The sequence below is a fragment of the Ruegeria sp. YTSA064 genome (assembly GCF_059610325.1).
The window spans coordinates 69,739-77,662 of sequence record NZ_JBXWNK010000018.1 but is presented as its reverse complement, the minus strand read 5'-3'; the positions used below and the strand labels follow the sequence as shown (position 1 = coordinate 77,662).

At 53.0% G+C, this 7,924-nt stretch carries 6 protein-coding genes; 2 read left to right on the top strand and 4 right to left on the bottom strand.

The genetic code is table 11. The features are described 5' to 3' along the window. The coding region (locus tag AC2FI7_RS21675; RefSeq protein WP_496816946.1) for a PA14 domain-containing protein at nucleotides 1-1,199 on the bottom strand (1,199 nt) is incomplete at its 3' end. A gap of 728 nt (nucleotides 1,200-1,927) precedes the next feature. On the opposite strand from AC2FI7_RS21675, the gene AC2FI7_RS21670 reads away from it, so the two are divergent. Beyond that, entirely contained in the window at nucleotides 1,928-2,719 is a 792-nt protein-coding gene (locus tag AC2FI7_RS21670; RefSeq protein ID WP_010442178.1) for a WecB/TagA/CpsF family glycosyltransferase, read from the top strand. 65 nt (nucleotides 2,720-2,784) lie between these two features. Here AC2FI7_RS21670 and AC2FI7_RS21665 read toward each other — a convergent pair whose 3' ends face one another. From AC2FI7_RS21665 to AC2FI7_RS21655, 3 genes are read right to left on the bottom strand one after another with little or no spacing between them, the layout of a single operon-like run. Next, nucleotides 2,785-3,621 (bottom strand): CpsD/CapB family tyrosine-protein kinase, encoded by an 837-nt coding sequence (locus AC2FI7_RS21665; protein ID WP_010442179.1) that lies wholly within the window; start codon nucleotides 3,619-3,621, stop codon nucleotides 2,785-2,787. A gap of 15 nt (nucleotides 3,622-3,636) precedes the next feature. After that, nucleotides 3,637-5,193 carry a GumC family protein gene (locus AC2FI7_RS21660; RefSeq protein WP_010442180.1) on the bottom strand — a complete coding sequence of 519 codons (1,557 nt, stop codon included), beginning with the start codon at nucleotides 5,191-5,193 and terminating at the stop codon, nucleotides 3,637-3,639. Then, nucleotides 5,190-6,116, bottom strand: coding sequence for an ExeA family protein (locus AC2FI7_RS21655; protein WP_010442181.1), 927 nt, complete (start codon nucleotides 6,114-6,116; stop codon nucleotides 5,190-5,192). Before AC2FI7_RS21655 ends, AC2FI7_RS21660 begins: the two co-directional genes overlap by 4 nt. 839 nt (nucleotides 6,117-6,955) lie before the next feature. Between AC2FI7_RS21655 and AC2FI7_RS21650 the strand changes: the two genes are divergently transcribed. After that, nucleotides 6,956-7,921: an NAD-dependent epimerase/dehydratase family protein gene (locus AC2FI7_RS21650; protein WP_010442183.1), complete on the top strand. Its 966-nt coding sequence runs from the start codon at nucleotides 6,956-6,958 to the stop codon at nucleotides 7,919-7,921. Nucleotides 7,922-7,924 lie beyond the last annotated feature (3 nt).

Sequence of the window (7,924 nt, the reverse complement as noted above, 5' to 3'; positions counted from 1 at the left end):
GTACCATCCGTGGTGTCGGTACCGTCGTGCCCACCGTGATCGGTGCCGTCTGTCGTATCGGTACCGTCTGTGGCGTCTGTACCATCCGTGGTGTCGGTATCGTCATGCCCACCTTGATCGGTGTTATCCTGATCCGCAACGGGGGCAGCGGCAGGTTCGCCATGACTCAAGCTGTTGCCACTAATCGGCACTTTGGCACCATCCGTATCCGGACCGCTCCACAGCAGCCTCAGCGTCTGTGCACCTGAGTATTCGAAATACAAAAGCTCAAGATCATGGGATCCCGCGGTCAAAAACAGAGTCTCGTGGATTTCGGTGGTCCCGTGACGTCCGTCATTGTCGATGATCTGCACGCCATCCAGAGACAAAGCTGAACCGTCATCCGATTCCAGATAAATCGTGTACTCGCCCGCCATTTCAACGTTTAGCTGGCCCGTTATCTCTGCAGCAAAACGGCTGCGTGGGCCATCTTCCCACCACGCTTTTCTGCTCTTTTCATAGTTAACCTCGGTCAAGATCTGTTCGGCAATCGGGTCAGCGTCAAAATTGATCTGATCCAACGTCTTATCCCCACGATTAATCTTGACGAACTTAGCTTCAAGACCGGGATTAGTCGTCGCCTCGGCTACAGTATCCGGCGCAGCCTCTGCGCTGGCCGCTACGCTGTCGGTGCCCTCATTTGCCGCGTCGGTATCCGCCGGCAAGGAATAGTTAACTACACTGGAGTCGATCAGTTGCAGTTCATTATCAGTATCGGGTCCGCTCCATTCCAGCTTTAGCGTTTGCGCACCGCCACTTTCAAAGTAGCGGACTTCAATTTCATGAGCACCCGAGCTCAATTCCAGCGAAACCGGAACCAGTTTTGCGCCATGGTTACCGTCATTGTTGATGACCAACTCGCCATCAACATAGAGCGCCGAACCGTCATCCGACGTCAAATGGATGGTGTAAACGCCATCCTCAATCACATTGAGGCTTCCAGTGTAGCGCGCGGCGAAGGAATCCTGAGGTCCCCCATCCCAAAAAGCGTCATAGGACCACACCGCATCCAATTCTGTTGCGATCTCGACCGCATCGGGCGATCTGTCAAAGTCAATTTCACTCAGGCTGGAAACCCAATTAGGCAAAACGTAATATTCTGCGACGAAACCCAAGCCTTGAGTTGGGATCCCGAAATTCCGAATATCGATACTGCTCATGACGTTATCCTTGGTTCAGGCAACAAAAGCCGAATTTGGCTCCAATTGATGTGGTGGCGATTACGGGGTACGGAGACACAAAGGCGAAAGTGCGGCGGGACTCTGGCAAATGAACATATCCACGGCGGAATTGTGTCCATTCTGAGTACTCTTTTGATAAGGAATAGCTAATAGCCGCGAAATCGCAGTCATTGTTTTAGGGGCCTTTGCCCAGCTGCAAGCCATCTCTCACACATAGTCCTATTGTGCCCAGCGGTCCGTAACCCCCGGGAATCATGGTCGTTTAAACGCAACGAAGTACTAGTTCACCATCCCTGAACAATGGCATACTCAGGGGGCAAATTGCCCACAACCCAGAAATACTGAATGCCATAAACGCAAGCGGGACATTGCCGAGCGCGCCCTATTTTTCGCCGAATTTATGCCCAAGACGCCGATTTTTCCGTGCGCACAGGCCGTTTGGCGCCTATCGCCGCCCAAATTTCATTAATTTTTTCATAGAATCTTCATGTAAGTTGGCAGCAGTACACTGCCCAACGCGGGAAACATGCCCTAGCTTTTCAACTACCGGTTTTTTGGGCCCACTGCGTGACAACTTTGAATCGCTTTGTAAAAACCGCCGGAACAATAAACGTATTTTGGCCGCTCCAGCAAAAGCCAGCAACTAACAATAGACAACAACACATTGCTGAGCCATCAAAGGTCATTGGTTCAATAAGAGTGGAATAGTGTTTGTGAATTCCGAAACTGACATTGCGACACAACAAACAGCGCAAGGCCCGGAGTTTCTGTCGCTGGTCAGTCAGCCAACAAAAGCAGGACTTTTTGAAAGTATCGTCAGTTGCTGGGATAAAGGGCAAGGCTTTACGCTGGCCACGTTGAATCTGGACCACATCGTGAAGATGCGTCAGATGCCCGAGTTTCATTCAGCCTATATTGCGCACACTCATGTCGTCGCTGACGGCAATCCCATTGTGTGGCTGTCGCGTCTGGCGGGACGATCCATCGAACTGATGCCCGGCTCAGACCTTATCGCCCCGCTCGCGCGGCTGGCCGCCGAGCACGACATATCCGTCGCACTGCTGGGGGCAACTCAGGACACGTTGGATCGCGCAGCGGACCTACTGGAAAAGGATAATCCCGGGCTCCGCGTCGTGACAAAGATTGCGCCCCCCTTTGGGCTTGATCCCGATGGGCCCGAAGTTGCCACCTATCTTGAAACAATCCACACGGAAGGTGCGCGCCTGTGCTTCTTGGCCCTTGGTGCGCCCAAACAAGAAATGCTGGCGGTCCGCGGGGCGCAGCTTGCACCAGCCTGCGGTTTTGTCTCGATTGGGGCTGGGCTTGATTTTATCGCGGGCAGCCAGACACGGGCACCGTCCTGGGTTCGCAAACTGGCCTTGGAATGGGTCTGGCGCATGGTTAGCCACCCGGTTCGTTTGGCAACGCGCTACGGGCGGTGTTTGGTCATCTTGCCAAAGTTGTCGTGGCAGGCCTTGTGGGCGCGTTTCACGCGTTGAATCTCGCGCCAGCGGACATTGTCTTGCTCAAGCCCGGGCGCCCCCACACCTGCTGACAACAATCGTCAGTAGCCGTATTTATCCAGCGTTTCGAGATAACGGCATTTATTCAATACCACGCCCAAGAGATTGCAGCGTGCCGAAATCTCGTCTTTGCACTTCTCCAGCTCCTCAGCGGTAGAATTTTCCGCAGCGGCCACCAGAAGCACGCAGTCAATCTGATCTAGAAAGGCATATGTATCGTCGCAGGTCAGCATGGGGGGCGTATCGAATAACATGATGTCGGGCTGATACCGCTCTTCCATCCGATCAATGACATGGGCCGCATCTTTGTCCTGAAGCAACTCGGCTGACTCCGGGACCGAGTGGCTATTCAGAGCAAAAGCCAACTTTTCATCATAGCAAACGATGTGATCTTCTGGCTGACTTTCACCTTCCAACGCTTTAGCAAAGTGATATTCACCTGTTTGCAGCAACTTGTGAATCGATGGGCGGCGCAGGTCGAGATCGACCAATATCACCCGGGTATTTCGCTGACGCGCAAAGCTAAAAGCTAGATTCAGACACAGAGTTGTCTTGCCACAGGCAGAACCGGGCGATGCGATTGCGACCCGGCGCCAGTTATTGCTTTGCATCTGATGCATCATACGTGTGCGCAACACATCGAAGGATACAGATTCTGTAGTCGCCTCGTGGCCGGAAATACGTGCCCGCATCAACTGCTTCGGATTCAATTTATACTTGGGCAGGTCTGCCCACAGCTTTTCCTTAAGTGAAGCAGGAGACCCCTCTGGCTGCAGTGTTTCGACCGGCGTCGGCGCGGAGGTCTGCTCCTTTTTATCTGCATCAGAAACTCTCCGCGCTTCGCGGGCTTTCTGGATGGCAGTTTGAATACGTTCCATAACCTTCGTGTCCCGTTATCCCAAATTCAACCGATCAAGCAAATATGTCGCGCCAAGCTTTTCGGCGACCTTTTCGATAACAAGATCAAGTGGCAAGTAATATAAGTGAATGAGATACAAAGCCGCAACTGCACCCACGATCGGAAGGCACAGCCCAGCGACAATCATGCTGCGACGGATAGCGATCTCGCGTCTCGTCCACATATATGGCACAGTTCCAAAAACAGGTTCGCCAAGACGCGAGGATATATCGACAGGTCTACGTACCGTCGAATTGAGGACCTCTAGTAGTACGAACAGCCCCCCTGCCAACGCCAAACCGGCGGCCATCCCAATGGCTGCAACTTTTTTGCGACTAGGTTCCGCTGGGAACGTCGGTACAGTGGCATGTTCTGTCACGGTGATGCGCTGGCCGCGAGATTGCGCCTCGATTTGATCGCCGGTGCGAGCCTCAGCGAGGCTGGCCGTCGCCTGAGTGTATTGCAATTGCAGATTATCATAGTCCCGCTCGAGCGTGCCAAGGGCAATCGCATTAGTTGGCGTGGCCTCGATGGATTGGGCCAGTAATTCCAGTTCGGTATTGATGTCGGTTTTTTGAGCCTCGATGAAATCGATCTGCCCATCGATATCGGAAACTTGGAGGTCGAACGCTGTGAAATTGGGTGCCGTTTCAGTGCCAAGACCCAATTGGATATTGGCCGCCTCCAACGCCGCGATCTGACCGTCCAGCGACCGAATGCGCGGATGATCAGATGAATAGATTACAAGAGCCGAGGCCCGCTCGTCCTGCAATTGCCGCAGACGGCGCTGTTCCGGCGTCAGGCTCTCACCGGCCAGGTCCGAACGCCCAGTCCGTTCGTAGACTTCAACAAGCCGGGAACGACGGTCGCGCAGACCCGACAGTTCGCGATCCAACTGCAATATACGTTCCTGCAACGAGGACTGGCGTTCACGGCTATAGGTCAGGCTGTCCGGCAAGGCATCTTTATGCGCCTCTTTGAATTCAAGAATCTTGCGGTTTTGCTCTGCCATTTCACCATCCAAACGAGCCACCTCTTGCACAAAAAAGTCCAGCGTTTGCGCCGCAACACCTGTGCGCATTGCCACGTTCTCTTGCAGGATCTGCGTGACCAGTTCGTTGGTAACCCGGGCCGAATTCTCGGCATCCGGCGCCGCAAAAGATACTGTCACAAATGCGGCCTGATTTCGGGTATCAAATGGTAACTGAAGCTCAATCCGTTCTTCCATATCCCAGACGATTTCGTCCGATGTCAAATTTGGTTGGTCGTCATGCACGCCAAAGCGGCGCGACAATTCCAGCAAATTGGCCCTTGCCATAACCCGTTGCTGGATAACCTGCAGAATTTCGACGACGCTAGCCTGCACGGTTGTTGAGGCAAGATCTCCCGGGATCTGCGCGGATTCCACAACCAGCCGAGATTGGGCTTTGTAAACCGGCGGCAGCATAAATGCCGCGTAAATGCCAGCAAGTGTGCAAAACACAATGATAGGGATAATGAAATAGAGCCTGCGCCACACCAAAGAAAGGTAAAACCGGATATCGTTCGTCATGATGTCAGGCCGTTTTTGTCCGAATCCAAACTCGCGGCGAAAAAGGCACCATCGTTGAGGACCATCTCTACCGTGTGCTGCACGACGCCTTTGCGGCCTCGCGTAAAGGCATAAACCATCGACAGATCGCAAAGCTGATTAACCAAACGCGGCACTCCTTTTGTGGACTCGTAGATCTGATCGGTTGCGGCCGGGCTGAAAAAATTGCGTTCGGCCCCTGCTACATCAAGTCTGTGTGCCACGTATTTGCGCACTGTTTTCTTATCCATTGACTTCAAGTGGAAACTCGACGCCACTCGTTGCGCAAACTGACGCATTTCTGGGCGACGGATGATTTCCTGTAGCTCGGGTTGTCCAACCAGGACCAACTGCAACAATTCATCCTTGTTTGAATTGATGTTCGTGAACATCCTGAGCTCTTCCAGCGATTCAGATGTCAGGTTCTGAGCTTCGTCAAATATCAGGATCACCCGGTGACCTTTGGCATATTCCTCAATCAAATGGGCCTGGAAATTGGCAAAGAGGTCGACATAGGTAGCATCAGCAGGGGCGGGCTGATCCAACGCCATTAAGACCCAGCGCAACAGCTCGCCACGATCGCCGTGGGCGTTTGAGATCAAGCCGATCTTCACATCACTCCCGACGCTTTTCAGAAGATGGTGCAACAGCGTTGTCTTGCCAGCCCCCACATCGCCGGTAATCAGGGTGATCGGCGCTCGTGTCAGGATGCCGTACTCCAGCATCGTGTACGCCTGAAGATGAGCTTTCGACCAGAAAATGAATTCCGGGTCGGGTAACAGGGAAAAAGGCCGCTCGGTTAACCCGAAGTGAGCGGAGTAGATGTCAAGCGAACTAGAGTTGTCGCTCGGTGTTTGGCTGGGACGAATATTCAAATCCTCGTACTCATTTACTTGCGCCAACATATCCGAACTCTCGGATATCCCCATAGTGGTTCGGGAATTCAGACTTTTTAGCGCTACACTCTAAACTACAGCTACTATTTACTTACCACCTCTCGTAGCAAACACATGTGATTTAGGCCACAACTTAAGCGGTTTTTCGGGCAACGCGTACAAGACCAGTCATCCTGCGGGGATGAGTATAAAGATATCAATCCCGAATCCCCGTCATTGTCTCAGAATTCCCTCGCACTTCAGCATAGCACAACCCGAGTATGTGCAAAGTGAACGTTTGCTTCAGCATTTCAAGGGTTTTTGCGTCGAGAACAGACCATGACGCACCCACGCAAAGCGTCGTAATGTGCCGTAATTCATTTGCAAAGGTTGCTTCACTGGCATCTGCGGTCAGACTCATCGACTGAAATGGCTGCAAATTTGGAGCCTGCATGTCGGGCAGAGCAGCTGAATTTTATTCAGATTCGCCAATGAATTTTCGACGCGCATTGGAAACAATCGCGACCTGATGCCGCTATTGTGAAGAACTCGAGCGCTCGACGAGTCAGCGCTCGATACAGTGTGAGAGTTGTCCGGGCTAAAGCTTCTGCTTAGCCAACTTGGTAGAATCTCCGAAAAGGCGCTATCTGAACGGGGTTACCGGCCGGTTCTTTCTCTTTGACAGACTCGAAACCGGGGCTTACTCCACTTTTGGCGGTGTCCGATTGCTCTGGCATCATCGTCAACGGGGCCCAGGGGTCAGCCATCTGGCTGGTCCAAGTTTACCGGGCTCTGGTTTATTGTGTATCGCTGCGGTCCGTCCGCGATGTAAGTAATGAGTAAAAAAGCCGATTGGAGACAATCTGACCATGGCGTTACAATTCGATATCGGCATTCTGGGACACTCTGGCTTTGTTGGTTCAACCCTCGCGCGAGCTCTGCCGGATGCGCATAGGTTTAACTCTCGCACCGTGCAAAACGCCGAAGGCCAGAGATTTGACACGCTATATTGCGCTGCCGCGCCCGGTTCGATGTTTGAGGCCAACAAGTATCCGGACCGCGACGCCCAACGCATTGATGCATTGATCGCCTCGCTTTCACGGATGCAAGCGCGCAGATTTGTGCTGATTTCAACAATCGCCGTACTGGACCGTTTCGATGGCGGATATACTGAAACTAATGCAAATTATCAGGAAACCGTCGCCTATGGCGTCAACCGCAGAAGGCTAGAGCAAGCCTGTCAGGCCCATTTCCCGCAATGCCTAATCGTTCGCTTACCAGCCTTGTTCGGGCCCGGCTTGATGAAGAACTTCATCTTCGACCTGATGAATCCCATGCCCACCATGCTGAATTCGGCCGCTTATGAAAAGCTGGAAACCCAGCTCCCGGCCTCATTGACCCCAACGTTAGGTAAAATTTACTCCGCCGATGATGCAGTTGGTATGTACGTGATCGATCGTGCTGCACTAGCAGCATTGCCGGATCGGGCTGAATTGACGGCCGAGGCGGATCACGTTGGCATTAACGCCGTCATGTTCCACAACTGCCAAACCACCTATCAGTTCTATGAAATGACGCGACTGAATTCGGACATCAACCTTGCGCTGGAGGCCGGGCTGGATGTTCTGCACCTTGCGCCAGAACCGCTTATGGCATCCGAAGTTCATCGCGCCCTCATCGGACGGAACATGCCCGAAACTGCCGGAAAACTTCACCAGGAAGACATGCGCACTCAACACGCTGGGCTTTTCGGCCAAGACGGTCCATACAATCGCTCCGGCGATGACGTACTGGCGGCACTGACCAGTTTCTTCTCAGCCTCGATGGAAGGTTGAGCA